Consider the following 20,380-nt stretch of genomic DNA (forward strand, 5'->3'; position numbering starts at 1 on the left):
CACAAAGTATGAAACAATTCATTATGGAATTATTATACTATTGATTTTCTTTATGTTATCACAACTCGACATTTAATAAGTTTCCGAATATCAATTCTTTATATTCAAATGCGAAACTTGAGTATTTTAAGTTCAATTATCATTTTTTATAGCACAAAAAAAACTACCTTTGCTATTTTTAAAAACTAAAAGATTTTATTATGAAAATAGTTAATGTGATTTTTCTTTTTATAGTTTTAACAGCTTTATTATCATGTAATTCAAAAAATAATTTTGATCAAAAAATGAATACACATGATAGGTTGATATTAGAAAATTCCTTTGAAACAGCAGATGTTCATTCTGCAATTTATTCAATTCAATCTCTTTTGTCAAGAGACACAAATAATCTGGGATTAATGGATACTCTTACAAATTTATATCTTCAGATTGGCAACCAACAAAGTGCATTTAATTTGTCAGGAAAAATTCTTGAACAAAAACCTGAAAATATTGAAATGCTTGAGATAAGAGGAAAAACTGCTGCAAATATCAGGAGAGCACAAATAGCAGTTGATGTTTATTCCAAGCTTTTTGAAATAGACAAAAACACCAGATACCTTTACGAAATTGCTGTTCAAAGTTTTAATACAGGAAATGTTAGTTATGGTAAAAAAGTAGTTGAAACAATTATTAATAGTCCAAGAAGTAAAACTGACCTTTATTCCTACAAACTACCTAACGGACAAATTATAGAAATTCCTGTTAAGGCTGTAGCACATTATTTTATAGGTTCATATAATGAGGTTAATGGAAAAGAAGCTGAAGCAATAAATCATTATCAAAAAGCTTTGGAGATTTACCCTAAATATGGATTGGCTGCTAATAAACTAAGAGATATTTTAAAATTATAAATTTTCTAAAAATCAATAATCAGATATGATTAAAAAAGTAATTTACATTGCAGGAATTTTTGCAATAATTTTATTTACTTCCAAACTTTTTATTTCGAGTAGCGAAAACGAAAAGGTAAAAACTATTAATGAATTTAATGACGATTACCGTATTTATGCTATTGACCTTCCGGATAAAATTGATTTTGCAGGAGAACAAGTGCCTATGGATATTGAAGATGTTCGTGAAAGGCTTGATAGGGAAATTTTAGTGAATACATATTGGCAATCACAAACATTATTATTTTTTAAAAGAGCAAATAAGTGGTTTCCATTAATAGAAAAAATACTTGAAGAAAATGATTTGCCTGATGATTTAAAATATATTACCCTTATTGAAAGCGGACTTATGCATGTTACATCTCCTTCGGGAGCAGCTAGTTACTGGCAGTTTATGGGTAGAACAGCAAGAGAATACGGACTTGAAGTAAATAAATATATTGACGAAAGATACAATGTTGAGAAAGCCACAATTGCTGCATGCAAATATTTTAAGGAGGCTTATAAAAAATTTGATAATTGGACACTTGTAGCTGCGTCTTACAACATGGGAGTGGCAGGTGTTCAATGGCAAATTTCTCATCAAGGTGTGAGTAATTTTTATGATATGTATTTGAATACAGAAACAAGCAGATACATTTTTAGGTTACTTGCTGTTAAAGAAATTTTAGAACATCCTATTAAATACGGATTTCACTTTAAGCAATACCAACTTTACAAACCTCTTAAAACCAAAACAATAATTATTGATACTACAATTAATGATCTTTACAGTTTTGCTAAACAAAATAATATTACATATAGAAAATTAAAAGTGCTTAATCCGTGGCTTAAAAAATCTAAGCTTCCAAATTCAAGTAGAAAAACCTATAAAATCAAATTACCTTTAGCAGAATAAAAATTGATGTTTAAAAGTTCTGTGATAAAAAACAACAATAAAGAGTGAAAAAGGAAAAATCGGATAATACCTTCATTTATAAAGAAGATGGAAAAATAAATATCTATGGTGCAAGAGAGCACAATTTGAAAGATATTGACTTACAGATACCAAGAAATAAACTTGTTGTTTTTACAGGATTAAGTGGCAGTGGTAAATCATCAATTGCTTTTGATACCGTATTTGCCGAAGGGCAGAGAAGGTACATGGAAACATTTGCATCCTATGCACGACAGTACATAGGAGAGATGAAAAGACCTGATGTTGAAAAAATTGATGGACTAAGTCCTGTAATTTCCATTGAACAAAAAACAGTAAACAAAAATCCGCGATCAACAGTAGGTACTATTACAGAGATATATGATTTTTTACGTTTGCTTTATGCTCGTGCTTCAGATGGATATTCTTCTGTTACAGGTAAAAAAATGATACAATATACCGAAGACCAATTGGTTCAAACGATAATTGAAAAATATCAGGGGATTTTTGTAATACTTCTTGCACCTTTAGTACGGTCAAGGAAAGGACATTATCGGGAATTGTTTGAACAATATCGCAAAAAAGGTTTTACCAAAATAAGAATTGACAGAAGGATAAGAGATATTGAAGCACAAATGCAAGTAGCGAGATACAGCATTCACGATATTGAACTTGTAGTAGATAGATTAACAATAAATTCAAAAAGTTTCGGAAGGTTAAAATCATCAATACAACTTGCTTTAAAAGAAGGCAAAGGGAATCTGCTATTACTTAAAGAAGAGAATGAAGAACCTCAGTATTTTAGTAAAAATTTGATGTGTTCTGAATCCGGAATTTCTTATGATGAACCACAACCTAATACTTTTTCTTTTAACACACCTTATGGTGCATGCCCCGAATGTAACGGAATAGGATTTATTTACAATGTTGACAAAAAAAGTATTATTCTTGATGAGAGTAAAAGTATTAAAGCCGGTGGATTATTAATTATTGATAACAAAAATGATTCTTTAATAAAACCTGTAATCAGAGCATTGGCAAATAAATATAAAGTGAATTTGGACTTGCCAATGAACAAACTTCCAGAGGCTTTTTTAAATGAGCTTTTTTATGGTAGCAACAGAGAAATTACTATCATGTCTGATTTCTTTACGGAAGTTGATATTAAATTCGATGGAATAATAAGCAGATACGAACAAATTATTGAAGACAACGAATATTCTTATTTAAAGAGAGAACTCAGAGAATTCGTTTCTCGCATAAAGTGTCCTGAATGTCATGGTTCTAGACTTAAAGAAAAAGCATTATATTTTAAAATTGATAATAAAAATATTCATGAAGTTGCATCAATGCAAATTGATGAATTTAATGATTGGATAATTGGGTTAGAAAGTAAACTTAAAGGAAGACAAAAACTTATTGCCTCGGAATTATTAAAAGAAATAAAAACAAGAATATCTTTTATTTTGGAGGTAGGTCTAACCTATCTTTCTCTTAACCGCCCGGTTATGTCATTATCTGGTGGAGAGGCACAGCGAATAAGACTTGCAACTCAAATTGGTTCTCAGCTTATTAATGTTACTTACATCATTGATGAGCCAAGTATTGGCTTACACCAAAGAGATAATTATAAGCTAATTAATGCACTTAAAGAACTTAGAAATGTCGGGAATAGTGTGTTTGTTGTTGAGCACGATAAAGAAATGATGCTTTCCTCAGATTACCTTGTTGATTTGGGACCTAAAGCAGGACGACATGGTGGTAATATTTGCTTTAGCGGAAAATCAAAGGATATATTTAAAGCAAAAACTATAACAGCAGACTATCTAAATGGAACTAAAAAAATTGAAATTCCTAAAAAAAGGAGAGAAGGAAACGGGGATTTTATAGAATTAATATCCGCAAAAGGTCATAATTTAAAAAATATAAATTTAAGGCTTCCACTTGCTAAACTTATTTGTGTTACAGGAGTTTCAGGTAGTGGAAAATCATCGCTTATAAATGAAACATTGTACCCGATTATAAAAAATTTTCTTTACAAAAGCAGAGTAAAACCTCTTGATTATGAAAAAATAAAAGGTATTGAAAATATAGACAAAGTTATTGAAATAGATCAGAGTTCAATTGGTAGAACACCAAGGTCTAATCCTGCAACTTACACAGGTGTTTTTACTCTTATCCGATCATTGTTTACACAATTACCGGAGGCTAAAATTAGAGGATATAAGCCCGGAAGATTTTCTTTTAACGTAAAGGGAGGCAGATGTGAAGAATGCCGTGGTGCAGGCATTAAAACCATTGAAATGAACTTTTTACCTGATGTTTATGTTAAATGTACACAATGCAGGGGGAAAAGATACAACAGGGAAACCCTTGAAGTGAGATACAAAGGAAAATCAATAAATGATGTGCTGAACATGACCCATAATCAGGCATTAGATTTTTTTGAAAATATTCCTAAAATTAAAAGAAAAATAAAAGCATTGGTAGATGTGGGAATGGGATATGTTACTTTAGGGCAGGCATCTACAACACTAAGTGGGGGTGAAGCACAGCGAATAAAACTTGCAGCTGAATTATCAAAAAGAGACACAGGAAAAACACTTTACATCCTTGATGAACCAACAACCGGTTTGCATTTTGAAGACATCAGAATGCTTATGAATGTATTAAATAAATTTGTTGATAAGGGAAATACAGTTTTAATTATAGAGCATAACTTTGATGTAATAAAACTTGCCGATCACATCATTGACCTCGGACCTGAAGGAGGAGAAAGTGGAGGTAAAATTATTTGCGAAGGAACACCCGAAGAAGTTTCTCAAATAACAAAAAGTTATACAGCAAAATATTTGAAAGAGGAGTTAGGGATAAAGGCAAGAACAAAGATTAATACAAAATAATGTTATTGAATTTGAAAAACCCATAATTCGCTAATATTCATTCGTGTATTAGTGGCAAAACTTCATTTTTTTATTCGCGATAAAACTCATTTTTTCATTCGTGTATTCGTGGCAAATCTTTATTCTTTTATTCGTGGCAAAACTTCATTTTTTCATTCGTGTATTCGTGGCAAATCTTCATTCTTTTATTCGTGGCAAAACTTCATTTTTTATTCGCGATAAAACTCATTTTTTCATTCGTGTATTAGTGGCAAATTTTCATTCTTTTATTCGTGGCAAAACTCATTTTTTCATTTGCCACAATTTCTTAGTCGGAGTGGGGAGATTTGAACTCCCGACCTTTTGACCCCCAGTCAAACGCGCTAACCGAGCTGCGCTACACCCCGAATATTTTATGTATGCATTCCACCGCAAACACTAATTACCTGTCCCGTTACATAAGACGATAAATCGGAAGCTAAAAATACGCATAGTTTTGCAACATCTTCAGGTTGTCCGCTTCTTCTTAGTGGAATTGTTTTTATCCAATCTTTTTTTACGTCATCCTTAAGTTTTGCTGTCATTTCAGTTTCAATAAATCCGGGAGCTATAGCATTACAGCGAATATTTCTTGAACCTATTTCTTGTGCTATGGATTTTGTAAAGCCAAATATTCCTGATTTTGAAGCTGAATAATTTGATTGTCCGGCATTACCACTTAATCCTACTACAGAACCAACATTAATAATTGAGCCTTCTCTTTGCTTTAAGAATGAACGTAACAATGCTTTTGTTAAATTAAATACAGATTTTAAGTTTATATTAATTACTGTATCCCATTGGTCTTCTGTCATTCGCATTAACAGATTATCTCTTGTTATTCCTGCATTATTAACAAGAAAGTGAATTGCTTCAAAGTCTTTAAGAATTTCATTGACTGTTTTTTCAGAACCTTCAAAACTACTAGCATCAGAAGCATATCCTTTAGCTTCTACTCCAAAGTCAGCAATTTCTTTTTCGGTTTTTTCCATGTTCTCGTCTCGCTGTATGTCTGTAAAAGCTATGTTTGCTCCATTTTTGGCAAATTCAATGGCAATTGCTTTTCCAATACCTCTTGAGGCACCGGTAATAAGTGCTGTTTTTCCTTCCAATAATTTCATATTATTCTTTTAATTAGCATCTGTTAAAAAATGCGAAAATACGAAAAAAAAAATAATGAAAAACTCTTGATTGAATAATCCCGAAATGACTTTTAATATAATTCAATTTTGCTTAAAATGTTTCATAAAAAAACCGGATTACGAAAACAATCGTAATCCGGAATTAAAGAGAATCTTTCTTTAGTTTTTATTTCTTTGTGTTACTTGAGAGTTCTTTTAAATTTTGAAAATACATTGCAAATGAACGATATAAGAAATGAGTCCATTTACCAAATGGTACAATTATTAATGCCCATTGTACAAGAACAGTTAAGTGAATAAAATACACCCATATAGAGTTTTCAATTAAATCTGTATCAATTAAAATTCTAACAATAAAAGCTGTAAATCCCATTAAAAATAACCAGATAACAAAAAACCAGTCAGCTGGTTGTGAGAATTTACTTATTTCCTTTTTTTGTTTAATACGACTTGACATAAAATCAATTGTAACAATAAATATTACTGCACTTTCAACATAACCTAAAATAATGATAAACATATTTTCTGTTCCAAACCAATCCAGTACAACTGTTGTAAACAGTAAAGCTAAATATCCAAGAACAAGAATAAAATGTTCGAACCAACGGAATTGGTTGTCATCACATCCTAATGCTCTTTTTTGTGTAAACATGTGAACTACTAATTCCCATATTCCTTTGATATAAGCTATTATAGGTACTTTTGTTTTGGGCTTTAGAATTGTAAACCACCACATACGAATAATATTTGGCATAAGAATAATAGAAAATACTGCAGCAATTGAAATTATTTCAAAAGTATGACCGAAGTGCATAACTTTTTCAGGGTCAAAGTTTTCATAAGCTCCAAATACAACAACAGCAATTGCAAGAATGACGAAAGCAATGATTGATACAGGAAGTGATTTGTATAAAATACCTGCTAAGCCTGTCCAATCATATTTTGAGGAAAGCCATCTTCTAAGAGACATCATAAGTTCTCCGGGATTTGCTTCTCGCGGGCATGCTTCACTGCATTCGCCACAATAATAACAAGACCATGGTTTTAGGGATGCTTTCATTTCATCTTCCAAGCCCAATACACTAAATCGTACCATTTCCCTTGGGAAAGAATCATCCTCGGTAGATAGTGAACAAACGGCAGTGCAGTTACCACAATTATAACATGCATTAAGGTCAAAGCCACCGTATTTCTTTATTTCTTTTGTAAATTCTGGATTTATTTTACCCATTTTATTTATTTTTTCAATTTATAAAAATAGTATTCATCCATATCATCTACTTCTCCTGCTTCAATTTTTCCGAATTTTCTGAGTGTCATTAAATGATATGTTACAGTTTCAAGAGATAATTTTGTTTCTTCAACTATCTGAGGGATTGTTTTTGGTCCTTCTTTAAGAGCAGTAATTATAGGCTTTTTAAGTTGTCTATATTCTTTCTGCTTTGCTTTCAGTTCATCAGAAACTGTTCTCTTTTTCTTAATTATTTCAATTGTTTTTGTAACCATTATAAATTATTTTTTATTTATCTTGTTGCATAAGTCCATCTATTAAAGACTCAACTTCATTATCTGTATATCCTATTAAATCTATTGCATTTGTTGGACAAACAGGTAAACACATTCCACAACCTTTACAATTAGCTTCAATAACTAGTGCAACTTGTTTTCCTTGATGTTCAACTTTGGTAAATGCATTAAAAGGACATGCTTCTGTACATTTGTCGCACCAATTACAAGCATCAGGGTCAACAACTGCTAATGTAGGCTCTAAAGAAAGTTCGCCTTTAGAGAGTACTGCACTTGCTGCCGCTGCTGCCGATGATGATGATGACATTGTTTCCATTATATTTTTTGGTGCTTGAGATGCACCTGCAATGTAAACTCCATCTATGACAGTTTCAACAGGTCGCAATTTCATGTGTATTTCATTAAAAAATCCATCACGTCCTAAAGGAACTTTAAAAACATTAACTAAATCTTTATTTTCTCTTGGAACCATTCCTGTAACAAGAACAACTAAATCTGTATCAACTTCCATTTCTTTATTTGAAGTAAGATAATCAATGATTTTGACTGTTATCCTATTACCGTTTTGCTTTACCTCAGGTAAATGATCAATGTATGATTGTAAATAAATATCTCCTTGTTTTGATGATTCGTCATAAAAAACTTCCTGTTTACCATAAGTTCTTATACCTCTGGTAAAATGAAAATTATTGATTTCAGGGAAATATTTTTTTGCTAAAATAGCTTTATGAATATTTGAAGTACAACAATACCTTGAACAATACTTGTTTCCATCAGGGATATTGGCTTGGCGACTTCCAACACAATATATGTAAGCGATATTTTTTATTTTTTTCTTATTGTAAACAAAGTTTTTATTATCCTTTTGTAATTCTATTAAACGTGAAAATTGAGGTAAAGTAATAACATTTTCTATTTCATCATAGCCAAATTCACCTTTTTTAGGTTCATAAGAATTAAATCCTGTATTTAAAATAATACCACCAACTTTTAATGGTAAGATTTCTTCTTTCATTGAGAAATCAATTTCCGAACAAACTTTTTCACATTCACCACATTTTGTACAATTATCCATGTCAATTGTAGGTAATTGAGGATATTCACTATCATAGTTTTTATAAATAGCTTTTCTTTTGTTAAGCCCATAATTAAATTCGTCTAATACTTCAACAGGACAAACTTCTATGGCTTTTTCTAATGATTCGGTGCTACAAGTTTCTTTTATGTATCGAGGATTAATTCTAACTTTTATTTCAAAATTGCCGATACTTCCTGATTTTTCAATTGCTTCTGCTCCAGTAAAAAGTGTTATGTTCTTGCGTTTTTTTACTTCATTATAAAGGCGTGTAACAAGTTCTTTACCTGTTTCTTCTGTATTATAGAGTTCACCTAATTGAGCTACTCTGCCTCCAACAAAAAATTCTCTTTCAATAAGATATACTTCAATATCATTACTTGAGAGATCTAAAGCTGTTCTCATTCCACCAATTCCTGCACCAATAACTGCCATTACTTTTTCGGCAGGTATTGTAATTTGTTCAAGAGCTTCTGATTCGTAAACTCTTTTAATGGCACCTTTTACTAATTGAATAGCTTTTTCGGTAGCCCCGGTTTTGTCGTCAGAATGTGCCCATGAGCATTGCTCCCTAATATTTGCATGAACATAATTGTAAGGATTTAATCCTGCTCTATCTGCAACAGCTCTAAATGTTATTAAGTGTAATTTTGGAGAACAAGAAGCAACTACTAATCCGTCAAGATTATTATCTCTTATATCATTTTCAATTTCCTTTTGTGCCGAATCGGCACAAGCAAACATTGTTGTTGTTGCAAGAAATACTATTTCCTCATCTTTAACTGAATTTTTAACTTTTTCAACATCAACATAGTCGGAAATGTTACCACCACAATGACATATATAAACTCCTATTTTTTTCTTTTTCATGATTAATGTTTTATATAGTTTGAGGTTCCAGATGCTGCTGTAGCAGCTGACATTATTGAATCCGGTATATCCATAGGACCTGAAGCTGTTCCTGAAACAAATACTCCGTCAATAGAAGTTTTTGCAGGATTAGCTAGTTCATCACTTTGATGAATATAACTATAAGGATCTATTTCTAATTTTTGTTTTGTAAATACTTTTGTTATTTCAGGGTTAGCAAGAACACCTACTGATAAAACTACCATATCGTGTTCTGTTTCTTTTACTTTCCCTGTTTCAATATCCTCATAACGTAAAATTAAATTACCATTAGGTTTCTCTGTTATTTTTCCAACTTTTCCTTTAATGAATTCAACACCCATTCCTACGGTTTGTTGATAAAATTCACAGAAACCTTTTCCGAAAGCTCTTATATGTAAGTAATAAATGCTTACATCTGCCATTGGTAATGCTCCCATCAACAATTGAGATTGTTTTGTGGAATACATACAACAAATTTGCGAACAAATTGGAGTTCCTACTCTATTATCTCTTGAACCAGTGCAAAGTACGTAGGCAATATTGTCAGGTACTTTTGCATCTTGAGGACGCATTACTGTATTAAAAGGACGGGTAGGTGCTAATTGACGTTCCATTTGCATTGATGTAACAACATTTTTATATTTTCCATATCCATACCTTTCGATAATAGTTGGATCAAATAATTGGAATCCTGTTGCAACAACAACTGATTTTACTTCAATTTCTGTAATTATTTCTTCTTGAGTAAAGTCAATAGCTTCAGGTGCACAAACTTTTTCACATGCACCGCAGAGAATACAATTTTCTATATCAATCAAAGCAATTCTAGGACTTGCTATATCAAAAGGGATATAAACTGCTTTTCGAGCTACTTGACTTAATTGATATTGATCATCAGTATAAGAAGGGCATACACGCTCACATTCCTGACAACCTGTACATAAGTTTTCTTTTACATAGCGAGGATGTTCAAGAATTTTTGCTGAAAATCGCTTTTCACCTAATTTCTCAATTTCCTGTACTTCAGATATTGTAATTATTGTTACATTTGGATGTCGTGCAATCTCAGAAACTTTTGGAGTAGTAATACATGCAGAGCAATCTAAGGTAGGAAATACTTTACTTAACAGTATCATATGTCCTCCGACTGTTGCATCTTTTTCTACCAAAAGTATTTTGTATCCCATGTCTCCTAATTTGAGGGCTGATTCAATACCGGCAATTCCACCACCAATAACCAGAACATCATAATTTTTTTCTTGTTCCAACATTTTATTTAGATTTAGATAGATTTACTGCTAAACTTTTAACATGATTTACAAAGGCTTCAGCACAAATTGAACAAATTGCAGCCATTTTAAGTCTTACAGGATCAATTCCTTTTTCTTTCATCATTTTTTGGGTATCACTCATTATTTTTGCTGTTTTTTCAGAGCAAGATTCTCCATAAGGACAATCTGTTCCGTCAGCTGCAATAAAAACTCCATCAAAACCTTTTTCAAAAGCATGTAAAATCCATCTTGGTTTTATTGCACTTGAACAAGGTATATCAATGGTATAAGCAGTTGCAGGATAATGAAGTTTTAATAACCCTGCAAGATCTATTGCAGGGTCTGATATTTTTTCTGTTGAAAAAACCAATATTTTGGGAACACTATTATTATTTTTAGTTTCCATAATATTTATCCTTTTTTCATAAATATTTTAAAATATCCGGATTCTTCTAAGGTACCCATATATTCATGGCCTTTTTTATTTGCCCACTTAGGGATATCTTTTCTTGTTCCTTCATCGGCAGATAGTATTTCCATAATATCTCCTGAACCTAATTCTCCAATAGCTTTTTTTGCAGCTAATAATGGACCAGGACATGCTGTCCCTCTTGCATCAACAGATTTTGCAACTGTTAATCCTTTTAATTCTTCTTCTGTCATAATTTTGTTTTTTAATTGTTTAAAAATTGATTTAATTAATTTGTAAGTAATTATATAAATAAATGAAAATCTGCTTCTTCTGCTGCTGTTATGTATTCTCCAATTCCTACAATATCATCAACAATATCAACAAAGTCATCTAATTTTTCAGCACCCCAAATTTTCCCGGCAAGACCACAAACATGAATTTTTACGTTTGTCATTTCTTTTGCCATTTCAAAAAATTCAAGCCATGTACTTACATTTAATTCTTTTGTAGCTTTTAAAAATTCTTCTTTTCTTTCAGGGCATTCCGACATTGAGAGCTTAGATGCATCATCACCTACATCTTTTTTAAAGACTCTGGCTGCTTGAATAAAAACATAAATATCAACATCCATATCATCGGCTGCTGCTCCACTAAGAATTACTCCGGCTGCTGTTAATTTATCAACAGCTCCTGAAAAAAGACCGAGACACATTTTTTTATTTTCCATAATATTTGATTTTTAATTATGACACAAAAGTAAAATTAGATAAAAAATCTTTATCTATATTTATTGTGTAGTATGTTACTTTGCTTTGTGATTTATATCAAATATTATTATATTTGATGCAAATGTTGTCCTATGAAATTTGAATGTATTAGCTGTAAATTCCGCTCTTTTGCTGTAAGCACTTTAGATGATGACCAATTATCTTTATTAACCGATAATTGTCTTGATGTTAGTTTTAATAAAGGAGACATCATTTTTAAACAAGGTGCTTTTTCTCTTAATATTGCATATCTGAAAACGGGATTAGTTAAATTGCATATGATTGGAACCACTAATCAAAATCAAATAATTAAATTAGCTAAATCACCCGATTATATTGGTATTCCAACTACACTTGGAGACAAAGTAAACCAATATTCCGCTACTGCCATTGAAGATTGTTCAGTTTGTTTTATTGGTATTGACACTTTTAAAACACTAATTGAAACTAATAAAGAATTTGCTTATGAAATAATTTTGAAAATGTGTAAAAATGAACTTGCAAACTTTCAGAACTGTTTTCATAAAACACAAAAAAATTCCAGAGGATTAGTTGCAGATGCTTTGCTTAACTTTGCTACTAATATTTATGGAAAACCTGAATTTATTCTTCCTTTATCACGTATTGAATTTGCTCATTTAATTAGTTCTTCAAGAGAACAAGTATGCAGAGTGCTCTCGGAGTTTCATAAAGATAATATTATTAATTTAAAAGGAAAGAGAATTGAAATTTTAGATAAGAATCGTCTTCTTAAAATTGCTCAAAGGGGATAATTCTAAATTAGTTAAGGAGACCTCTATTGATTCATTATCTTCGTTTCTTGAGTTGCGAAGCATATCATTAACACATTTAAAATAATATTAGATTGGTAAATAACGAAAGTAATTATTAAGTTTCCTTAATAAATAATTGTAAAACGTGGCTATATTTATGAAGAGATTAACCGTTTTCACTAATTTGCTTTAAAGATTTAATATTTAAAATTTTAATTGATTTTCCATTAGTGTAAATAATTTTATCTTTTTTTAATGAAGATAAAATGCGAATAGTACTTTCAACAGAAATACCAGCAAATTCAGCTAAAAATTTTCTTGTGATACAAGCTGTTTTAATAAAGTTTTCGTTATTGTTTAAATATAAAAGAATTTCAGCTAAACGCCCATGCATATTTTTATTACTAATGCTTTTAAATCTATTAAAATAATATTCATCATCTTTACAATACCATTTTATTACTTCTTGTGCAAAAATACTGTTAGTTGTTAATAATTTTTTAAACTTATCTTTTTTTATTAAACAGACAGTTGTATCAGTTATTGCTGAAACTGAATAAAAACAATGTTCTTTAGAACAAAATAAAGATGGTAATCCAATAAATTCATTTTTCTGTAGAATTTTTAAAATGAATTTATTTGTACCTTCAATATATTTTTGAGCAGAACCATCTACTATATACATAATGTCAGATGAAAAAGTTCCTTCTTTATATATAGTTTCTCCTTTTTGGTATTTAATTTGGGTTTTGTTTTTTGAAATAAATTCAAGTTCCGATTGAATAAGTTTTTTAAAACAATCAGATTTGTAATTACATTCAAGACAATTTGTTGTTTTTGAATTTGAAGAAGATATCATTTGTTCTTTAATTTATGATATTCATTAATATAACTACAAATGTAATCACTATTTAAATATTAAACATTCATTTATTAAATGTATTATTACTTCTTTTAGTATGACATTTGTCATATTCCAATGCTTAGTATATTGTAGATATTTACGCCTTTTTGCTTCTATTTTTAAGAGATATTACAGTGCTTGCCATTATTATTTGAATAGATATTCATTCTACATTTGTATTAGTTAATTTATTTAATTAATTTATAAAATTACAAGTATTATGGAAAAGACAGAGGAATTAAAAATTAAAAGTCGGGAAAATACTTCACATCCCTGTTTTGACGAACATATAATTGATGATATTATTAATATATGTGAAAGCAAAAAAATCAAGTTTTATAAAAAGAATCATGTATTATATTGTCAAAACACAAAACCTGAAGAAATATTTTATTTAATTGAAGGAAAGGTTAAAATATTAATAACTGATGATAATAATAATGAACGAATAATAAAATTTGCTACAGCTGGAGATTTTTTAGGAGTAAAGAGTGCAGTTGTAGGGAATAATTATGTTACTTCGGCTGTTGTTATTGAAAATTCCACTTTTTGTGTTATAGCAAAAGATGATTTCACTAAAATATTAAAAAATCATTCTGATATTTGTTATGAATTCATAAAAAATATTAGCAATTTATCAAGTGAAACATATAATGGTATTATGTCTATTAATGGTAAGCCAGAAAAAGAACGATTAGCACATTCACTTTTGCTACTAAATTCTAAATTTAAATCAAATAAAATAGAAATATTAAAGAAGGATTTAGCAAATTATTCTCAGGTAAAGAAAAAGAAGTTAAAATCATATTTGAATGAATTTAAATCTAAAAAATTAATTCATCTTAATAGTGCGAGAATTAGGATATGTGATATAAACGGATTAAAGGAAATGGCTAAAATGACAGCCTCAAATTAGAATAAACAATAAATAAAAAGGAGAAATTAAAATGGCAACAATGGTAATAGGTATGTTTTCTGGCGGTATTGATAGATTAACTGCTGCTGGAGTAGTTGCAAGCGGTGGTGCTGCACTTGATATGGATATTGATATTTATGTTTTATTAATGGCAGCAAGAACTTTTAAAAAAGATGTTGTAAAAACAAATAATGAAATTTCGGAAACAGCAAATTTAAAAGATCAATTTTTTTCAGGGTTAGAGAAAAACAAAGTAAAAAAATGGTATGAATTTTTTGAAGAAATAAAGGAGTTAACTAATGTAAAAATTCATATCTGCGGACTTGCAGGTAAAATATGGGGTGGTGAAAAAGTAGAAGATTTTATCGATATGGTTGATGATATTGGTGGTGTAACAGAATATGTTGATGCTGCTTCAAATGCCGATATGCACCTATTTATTTAAAATAGGAACTAATAATAAATTTATTTAAACTAATTAATTTAGGAGAAAAAGTAATGATAACAAATGAAGAATTAAAAGATATTAAGGCAAATAAAGTAATTGATGCAAGAGGAACAGCTTGCCCTGGTCCATTATTAGCTGCAAAAAAGGCAATAGCAGATTTAGGCTCGGGAGATATTATGGAAGTACTATCTGCCGATGAAGGAACAAAAAGAGACATTCCGAAATGGGCAGAGAAAAAAGGACATGATTATCTTGGATGTGTTGAAGACTCAGGATTTTTTAAATTATTTTTAAAGAAAAAATAAATATTATGAATGAAAATTATATTCCCAAAATATTGGTGTTTTCTACAGAGAAAATATCAGACCCTGCAATAGATCTTGCCGGATTGTTGAAAATCCATTATCCACCTACTGTTTACACAATTAGTGTTCCTTGTTCATCAGGGATAAAACCAAGATGGATAATGCATGCCTTTGAAAAAGGTTATGATGGAGTTTTTATTGCAGCTGACGGAACAGATTGTCCTTATGGCTCTACTTGTACTGAAAAAACAGCCAAGTTAATGCTTGATACACAAGGAATAATGAAAGAGAAGGGCATTAATCCTGCAAGGCTTAAAATGGCTGCAATTTGCTCCGTCTGTGCAGAAGCTTTTGCTAAACACATGAATAGTTTTTTTAAGGCATTAGTAAAAATGGAAGAAGAAGAACTTGTTCATGAATTAAATTAGGAAACAGAAACTAAATTAGGAAAATAGATGATTAGTGATAATATGGAGTTTGATGCTCTTGTTATTGGAGGTGGTATTGCTGGCCAAGAAGCATCATTAAACCTCGGAAATAACGGGTATAAAGTTTTACTTGTAGAAAAAGATTTGTCAATTGGAGGGAAAATGATACATCTTAGTAAAGTTTTTCCTACACTTGATTGTGGTGCTTGCATTGCAACACCAAAAATTTCAGAGACTGCTCGTAATCCCAACATTACTATTATGACATATAGTGAAGTTAAAGAGATTGAAAGGGAAAAGAAAGAATTTAAACTAAAAGTACATAAATATCCCCGATATGTTAATGAAGATCTTTGTACAGGATGTCAAGAGTGTGAATTTGTATGTCCAGTAAATGTTGACGATCAGTATAATTATAATCTTGCGGGAAGAAAAGCAGTATATATCCCTTTTAATTTGGCAAATCCAAGAAATGCAGTAATAGATATTGATAATTGTATTTTATGTGGAGCTTGCGAAAAAGTTTGTTCGCCAGATGCAATAGATTTTACACAAGAAGTTGAAGAGTATTCATTAACAGTAAAGACAATAATTATTACTACCGGTTTCAATATTTTTGATGCTGTTAAAAAGAAAGAATATAATTATGATAAATATAAGAATGTTATACACTCAATGGAAATGGAAAGATTCTTGGCACCTACTAGACCTTTTAATGATATTCTTAGACCATTAGACGGGAAAAAACCTGATAATATTGCTTATGTTTTATGTACAGGCTCTAGAGATAAATCTTTAGGAAATCCTATTTGTTCACAAATTTGTTGTATGTATTCAATAAAGCAAGCACAATTGTTAATGGGTGCAATTCCTACTGCTGATGTTACTATTTATTATATGGATATTAGAGCTTTTGGGAAAGGTTTTGATGAGTTTTATGAACAAGCAAAAGGCATGGAAGTAGAATTCGTTAAAGGAAAAGTAGCAAGAATATCAAGGGAAAAAGATGGCAGTGGAAATCTTATCTTAAGATATGAAGATATTGAAAATGGGAGTATTGTAAAGGAAGCAAAGCACGACCTTGTAATTTTATCTGTTGGGATTTTGCCAAATAATGAAATTTGTTCATCATTTAAAAGTGAAAAATTAGAACTTGATAATTTTAATTATATAAAACAAATAGATGAACTTACAAGTCCTGCAAAAACAAATATAGAAGGTGTATTTGTTGCAGGAACTGCATCATCTCCAATGGATATTCCCGATTCAATACTTTCTGCAGGTGATGCCTCGGCAGAAGCAACAAGTTATATAGAATTACAAACACCCTGTAAATAGGAATAAAATACAATGAAAAATAAAATAGGAGTATATATATGCCATTGTGGTGGGAACATTTCTGACTACGTTAATGTAAAAGAAGTAAAAGAAGCCGTAGAAAAAGAAGTAGGTGTTGCTATCGCAAGAACTACAATGTTTGCATGTTCAGATTCTACACAAAATGAAATAATTGAAGATATTAAAGAGAACAATCTTGATGCTATGGTTATTGCATCATGTTCTCCCAAATTGCATTTATTTACTTTTAGGAATGTAGCTAAAAGGGCAGGATTAAATCAATATAATTATGTTCAGGTAAATGTACGAGAACAATGCTCTTGGGCACACTCGGACAAACCAAAAGAAGCAACAAAAAAAGCTATTCTTTTAGTTAGAGATGGGATAGCAAGAGTACGGCATTCCGAATCATTAGAACAAATTAAAATTTCAGCTATAAATGTGGTTACTATTATTGGTGCGGGTGTTTCAGGTATGAGAGCAGCTATTGAACTTGCCGATATGGGAACAAATGTTTACCTAATTGAAAAAGATTATTTTGTTGGTGGTAAAATTCCTCAGATGGAAGAATTATTTGAAACTAATGAAACAGGAAAAGATATTATTGAAAAACTGTATAATGAAATAAGAAAGAGAAGAAAAATTAAACTTTTTACAGGAGCAGAATTGCAATCAATATCGGGGAGTGTAGGTAATTTTGAAATAAAGGTAAAAGTAAATCCAAGATATATTAATCGCCAGTATGATAAGATAAAATTGAAAAAAGCAATTCAAAATTGCCCTGATGAAGTATTGGATGAATTTAATTATGGTATAACAAAACGAAATGGGATTTACAAAAAATATGAAAATGCTTATCCGGACATTCCTGTTCTTGACAAGGATGCATGTAACCCTGAAAACGGATTTTTTGAAACTTTCAAAGATTTTATTGATATTAATCAAAAGCCTGAAAATCTTAATATTAACACAGGAGCAATTCTTCTTTGTTCAGGCTTTGATTCTTATAACCCCAAGGAAGGTGAATATGCATATAAAAAAAATGAGAATGTAGTAACTCTTCAGGCTTTTAAAAGAATTATAGAATTAAGCGATGATAAAAAACTAACATATAAAGGAAATAAAATTAAAAATGTAGTATTTATTTATTGTGTAGGAAGCCGACAAGTTGAAGGTGAAAATAAATATTGTTCACGTTATTGTTGTACTGCAGCTATTCATACATCTCTTATCATTAAAAAGAAATTTAAAAAAATAAGAAGCTTTCATCTTTATAGAGATATTAGAACATACGGTAAATATGAAATATTATATGAGGATGCAAGACGACAAGGAGATATATTTTTAAAATTTGATGCAAATGAGCCTCCTATTGTTGAAGATATAAATGGAATAACGCAGGTAAAAGTTAAGGATTTATTGATGAATAGAAGGGAGCTAGAGATAGATGCTGATTTGATTGTACTTGTAACAGGAATGGTTCCTCGACAAGATAATAAAATAATTTCAGATATTTTAAAAACTCCTATTGGACGTGATAAATTTTTTAATGAAATACATCCCAAATTAAGACCAGTAGAAACAGCAATTGATGGTATTTTAATTGCCGGTACTTGCCAAGGACCTAAAAATATTACCGAGTCAATTAAATCTTCGCTTTCTGCATCTATTAAAGTTAATTCTTTATTGAGTGGTGAGGAATTAGAGCTTGAACCGACAATTGCTAAAATAGATCCGGATGCTTGTGAGTGGTGTGGGAAATGTGTAGAAGTGTGTACCTATAATACTATTACGAAAATTGAATACAAAGGAAAATCAATTGCAAAAATTAATATATCAACTTGTAAAGGATGTGGTATGTGTGCAACAGTATGCCAAAAAGATGCTATTGATATTATCGGATATACTAATGAAGAAATTGAAGCAATGATTGATATATCCTAATGTAATATACAGATAAAAAAACAGTAAAATGGCTGATACAAAAAAAGAAAAAACGGTAAATTTTATGAAGGAAAAACGTACTGTTACTGAAGAAGTCAAAACGAAAGTAAAAGAATTTAATAAGCTAAAAAGAACTATATTAAAAGTTTTGGAATCCGGTAACAAAACAATTCCTCAAATATCCAAAGAAACAAATCTTTCAACAGAAATTGTTACAAAAAGTTTAATGACACTTATTAAATACGGAAAAATTAATCCTGTTGGAATGGATGATATGGATGAATATTATTTTTATGAATTAAAGAAAAAAATATAAAATGACAAAAATAAATCCTGATTTTGCAATAGACTTAAAAAATTATGGTGCATTAGATCTTAATGCTTGTTTTAATTGTGGTAATTGTACTGCTGTTTGTTCTCTTTCAACAGAAGATAATTCATTTCCAAGAGAAATAATAAATGCAAGTATATTAGGATTGGAAGATGATATTCAATCCTCAATAACACCATGGTTATGCTATTATTGTGGTGATTGTAGCGCAACATGTCCTCAGGAAACAAATCCAGGGGAATTAATGATGTCATTAAGAAGGTGGCTTACATCAAAATATGATTGGACAGGCTTAGGACATAAACTTTATACTTCTAAAATATGGGAATTTGGAACAATTTTGTTTTTATCAGCAATTGTTTTATTCTTATTTGTATTTTATCATGGACCGATGACAACAGTACTTACTGCCGATGGGGGTGTAAAACTAAATACATTTGCCCCTTGGAAAACTATAGAAATAGGAGATTGGATTATGGGTGGTCTTTTAGCGTTTTTCTTATTAACAAATATTTTTAATATGTTTTTGAAAATTATTGTAAAAAGAAAAGATATTAAAGTACCGATTAAATTATATTTTACAGAATTTTGGAAACTTATTTTGCATTTTGCTACTCAAAAAGAATTTTCAAAATGTGATGATAAATCGACAGAGAAAAAAAACTATTTTAGCACATATTGGGTTATTCATTGGATTTTAATGTCAAGCTATGTTTTAATGTTTGTAATAATTGTTGTATTTTTAGGTTGGTTTCAAACTGATAATATTTACGAATGGTGGCATCCTCAACGTATTTTAGGATATTATTCCACTATTGGTTTATTAATTGGTGTAGTTTACTTTTTTATTGCAAGAGTAAAAAAGAATCAGGAAAAAAGTAAGCATTCACATGTTACGGATTGGACATTTTTAGTATTATTGTTTTTAACAACAGTTACAGGTATATTGGTTCATATTTTCAGAATTTATGGAATGCCATATCCAACATATTATATGTATGTATTTCATTTAATGGTTCTTTTCCCAATGTTAATGATAGAGGTTCCTTTTTCTAAATGGTCTCATTTAGCATATAGACCTTTTGCAATATATTTTAATAATGTTATCAATACTGCAAAAAATAGTAAAAAATAATTTT

General features: G+C 30.2%; 21 protein-coding genes and 1 tRNA gene. 12 read left to right on the plus strand and 10 right to left on the minus strand.

The window, feature by feature from the left end:
- The first annotated feature begins 200 nt into the window (after positions 1-200).
- The 3 genes from U9R42_11040 to uvrA are packed head-to-tail and all read left to right on the plus strand — an operon-like array spanning position 201 to position 4,751.
- Complete coding sequence (locus U9R42_11040) at positions 201-893, plus strand: hypothetical protein (protein ID MEA3496561.1); 693 nt, start codon at positions 201-203, stop codon at positions 891-893.
- 25 nt (positions 894-918) lie between these two features.
- Positions 919-1,830 carry a lytic transglycosylase domain-containing protein gene (locus tag U9R42_11045; GenBank protein MEA3496562.1) on the plus strand — a complete coding sequence of 304 codons (912 nt, stop codon included), beginning with the start codon at positions 919-921 and terminating at the stop codon, positions 1,828-1,830.
- Positions 1,831-1,874: 44 nt separating this feature from the next.
- Positions 1,875-4,751 carry an excinuclease ABC subunit UvrA gene (uvrA, locus tag U9R42_11050; GenBank protein ID MEA3496563.1) on the plus strand — a complete coding sequence of 959 codons (2,877 nt, stop codon included), beginning with the start codon at positions 1,875-1,877 and terminating at the stop codon, positions 4,749-4,751.
- A 311-nt stretch (positions 4,752-5,062) separates the two neighbouring features.
- Here uvrA and U9R42_11055 read toward each other — a convergent pair.
- From U9R42_11055 to U9R42_11095, 9 genes are all read right to left on the minus strand, one after another.
- A tRNA-Pro gene (locus tag U9R42_11055) sits at positions 5,063-5,137 on the minus strand.
- Between the two features lie 6 nt (positions 5,138-5,143).
- Positions 5,144-5,890 carry a 3-oxoacyl-[acyl-carrier-protein] reductase gene (gene fabG, locus U9R42_11060; protein ID MEA3496564.1) on the minus strand — a complete coding sequence of 249 codons (747 nt, stop codon included), beginning with the start codon at positions 5,888-5,890 and terminating at the stop codon, positions 5,144-5,146.
- Positions 5,891-6,077: 187 nt separating this feature from the next.
- Positions 6,078-7,142, minus strand: a complete 1,065-nt coding sequence (locus U9R42_11065; GenBank protein ID MEA3496565.1) for a 4Fe-4S dicluster domain-containing protein — start codon at positions 7,140-7,142, stop codon at positions 6,078-6,080.
- 5 nt (positions 7,143-7,147) lie between these two features.
- Positions 7,148-7,417, minus strand: coding sequence for an ArsR family transcriptional regulator (locus tag U9R42_11070; GenBank protein MEA3496566.1), 270 nt, complete (start codon positions 7,415-7,417; stop codon positions 7,148-7,150).
- A 13-nt stretch (positions 7,418-7,430) separates the two neighbouring features.
- Positions 7,431-9,383 carry a CoB--CoM heterodisulfide reductase iron-sulfur subunit A family protein gene (locus U9R42_11075; GenBank protein ID MEA3496567.1) on the minus strand — a complete coding sequence of 651 codons (1,953 nt, stop codon included), beginning with the start codon at positions 9,381-9,383 and terminating at the stop codon, positions 7,431-7,433.
- A 2-nt stretch (positions 9,384-9,385) separates the two neighbouring features.
- Positions 9,386-10,675 carry a CoB--CoM heterodisulfide reductase iron-sulfur subunit A family protein gene (locus U9R42_11080; GenBank protein ID MEA3496568.1) on the minus strand — a complete coding sequence of 430 codons (1,290 nt, stop codon included), beginning with the start codon at positions 10,673-10,675 and terminating at the stop codon, positions 9,386-9,388.
- A gap of 1 nt (position 10,676) precedes the next feature.
- Positions 10,677-11,081, minus strand: coding sequence for a hydrogenase iron-sulfur subunit (locus tag U9R42_11085; GenBank protein MEA3496569.1), 405 nt, complete (start codon positions 11,079-11,081; stop codon positions 10,677-10,679).
- A 5-nt stretch (positions 11,082-11,086) separates the two neighbouring features.
- Complete coding sequence (locus U9R42_11090) at positions 11,087-11,338, minus strand: sulfurtransferase TusA family protein (GenBank protein ID MEA3496570.1); 252 nt, start codon at positions 11,336-11,338, stop codon at positions 11,087-11,089.
- 50 nt (positions 11,339-11,388) lie between these two features.
- The gene (locus U9R42_11095; GenBank protein MEA3496571.1) at positions 11,389-11,814 is read right to left on the minus strand and encodes a DsrE/DsrF/DrsH-like family protein; all 426 of its coding nucleotides are present in this window, start codon (positions 11,812-11,814) and stop codon (positions 11,389-11,391) included.
- Between the two features lie 132 nt (positions 11,815-11,946).
- On the opposite strand from U9R42_11095, the gene U9R42_11100 reads away from it, so the two are divergent.
- Complete coding sequence (locus U9R42_11100) at positions 11,947-12,627, plus strand: Crp/Fnr family transcriptional regulator (protein ID MEA3496572.1); 681 nt, start codon at positions 11,947-11,949, stop codon at positions 12,625-12,627.
- Positions 12,628-12,793: 166 nt separating this feature from the next.
- On the opposite strand, the gene U9R42_11105 is transcribed toward U9R42_11100, so the two are convergent.
- On the minus strand, positions 12,794-13,486 hold the full coding sequence (locus U9R42_11105) for a Crp/Fnr family transcriptional regulator (protein ID MEA3496573.1): 693 nt from the start codon (positions 13,484-13,486) through the stop codon (positions 12,794-12,796).
- 265 nt (positions 13,487-13,751) lie between these two features.
- On the opposite strand from U9R42_11105, the gene U9R42_11110 reads away from it, so the two are divergent.
- From U9R42_11110 to U9R42_11145, 8 genes are read left to right on the plus strand one after another with little or no spacing between them, the layout of a single operon-like run.
- Complete coding sequence (locus tag U9R42_11110; GenBank protein MEA3496574.1) at positions 13,752-14,447, plus strand: Crp/Fnr family transcriptional regulator; 696 nt, start codon at positions 13,752-13,754, stop codon at positions 14,445-14,447.
- A 31-nt stretch (positions 14,448-14,478) separates the two neighbouring features.
- Positions 14,479-14,892, plus strand: coding sequence for a hypothetical protein (locus U9R42_11115; GenBank protein MEA3496575.1), 414 nt, complete (start codon positions 14,479-14,481; stop codon positions 14,890-14,892).
- Positions 14,893-14,945: 53 nt separating this feature from the next.
- Complete coding sequence (locus U9R42_11120; GenBank protein ID MEA3496576.1) at positions 14,946-15,200, plus strand: sulfurtransferase TusA family protein; 255 nt, start codon at positions 14,946-14,948, stop codon at positions 15,198-15,200.
- A gap of 5 nt (positions 15,201-15,205) precedes the next feature.
- Complete coding sequence (locus U9R42_11125) at positions 15,206-15,628, plus strand: hydrogenase iron-sulfur subunit (GenBank protein MEA3496577.1); 423 nt, start codon at positions 15,206-15,208, stop codon at positions 15,626-15,628.
- A gap of 27 nt (positions 15,629-15,655) precedes the next feature.
- Positions 15,656-16,966: a CoB--CoM heterodisulfide reductase iron-sulfur subunit A family protein gene (locus U9R42_11130; GenBank protein MEA3496578.1), complete on the plus strand. Its 1,311-nt coding sequence runs from the start codon at positions 15,656-15,658 to the stop codon at positions 16,964-16,966.
- A gap of 12 nt (positions 16,967-16,978) precedes the next feature.
- Entirely contained in the window at positions 16,979-18,910 is a 1,932-nt protein-coding gene (locus U9R42_11135; GenBank protein MEA3496579.1) for a CoB--CoM heterodisulfide reductase iron-sulfur subunit A family protein, read from the plus strand.
- 28 nt (positions 18,911-18,938) lie between these two features.
- Positions 18,939-19,226, plus strand: a complete 288-nt coding sequence (locus U9R42_11140) for a hypothetical protein (protein ID MEA3496580.1) — start codon at positions 18,939-18,941, stop codon at positions 19,224-19,226.
- 1 nt (position 19,227) lies between these two features.
- The gene (locus tag U9R42_11145) at positions 19,228-20,376 is read left to right on the plus strand and encodes a 4Fe-4S dicluster domain-containing protein (GenBank protein ID MEA3496581.1); all 1,149 of its coding nucleotides are present in this window, start codon (positions 19,228-19,230) and stop codon (positions 20,374-20,376) included.
- Positions 20,377-20,380: the final 4 nt, after the last annotated feature.

It is taken from the genome of Bacteroidota bacterium, assembly GCA_034723125.1.
Classification (GTDB): Bacteria; Bacteroidota; Bacteroidia; order CAILMK01; family JAAYUY01; genus JAYEOP01.